This is a genomic window from Acinetobacter sp. IK31 (assembly GCF_035615195.1).
Lineage (GTDB): Bacteria > Pseudomonadota > Gammaproteobacteria > Pseudomonadales > Moraxellaceae > Acinetobacter > Acinetobacter calcoaceticus_C.
On record NZ_JANBOB010000025.1, the window covers coordinates 1 to 934 of the forward strand.

Genomic DNA, 934 nt, shown 5'->3' on the forward strand with positions numbered 1-934 from the left:
TCACATCTGGTACATAAAGCTGCTTTAAATGGTGACTATGAATTAAAAAATGTCTTGTTCCAATATGGAGAAGAAGACCCGAAACCAAGTTTGGCAATTCGTCATTTAAAAATTCGTGCTGGTGAAAAAATTGCAATTCTGGGACGCAATGGGGCTGGTAAATCGACCCTGCTTCAGCTTCTATCTGGCATGCAAGTCCCAACTCAAGGTGCAGTGCATTTAGATGGTCTGGATCTTTCTTTAATTGACCCATCTGATGTACGTCGTGATATGGGTTTACTCAACCAGAATGCACAACTTTTCTACGGTACGATTCGTGAGAACCTGACTTTAGGTGCACCACTTGCAACGGATGAAGATATTCTTCGGGCTTTAGTAGTGACAGGTGCATTACCTTTTGTGCAAGAGAAAAAAGAAGGACTAGATCACCTGATTTTAGAAGGTGGGGTTGGTTTCTCAGGTGGCCAGAAACAAGCATTGTTATTGGCTCGCTTATTGATTCGTCAACCTAATATTTTATTACTCGATGAACCGACAGCATCCATTGATGATGTGGCAGAGAAGCAACTGATTGATCATTTAAAAGGATGGCTGGCACATCGGACCTTGGTCGTTGCGACACACCGCCGAGCTGTTTTAGAACTGGTGGACCGTATTATTGTCGTTAACGAAGGCAAAATCGTGATGGATGGTCCAAGAGATCAGGTCCTTAACCAATCAACAGCCCAGCAAAAACAAGTAAACCAAGGGGGTAATTCATGAGCGAACCACAAAAAGAACAAGAACTCACCCGTTCAATGAATGTCTCTTATAGTGAACCACCGTTACCCCGTGCCAGTTTAGTGATCTGGATTGTGGGGATTGGTTTAGTTATTTTCTTTATCTGGGCATGGGTATTTAAACTTGAAGAAGTGTCTACCGGCACCGGTAAAGT

General features: G+C 42.9%; 1 protein-coding gene and 1 pseudogene. Both read left to right on the top strand.

Going from position 1 to position 934, the window contains the following annotated elements:
- Positions 1-762 (top strand): ATP-binding cassette domain-containing protein (locus tag MSG66_RS13195; protein ID WP_324654346.1); only part of this gene is annotated, 762 nt, incomplete at its 5' end.
- A pseudogene (locus MSG66_RS13200) lies at positions 759-934 on the top strand (secretion protein HlyD); the annotation flags it as partial. The gene MSG66_RS13195 and the pseudogene MSG66_RS13200, both read left to right, overlap by 4 nt.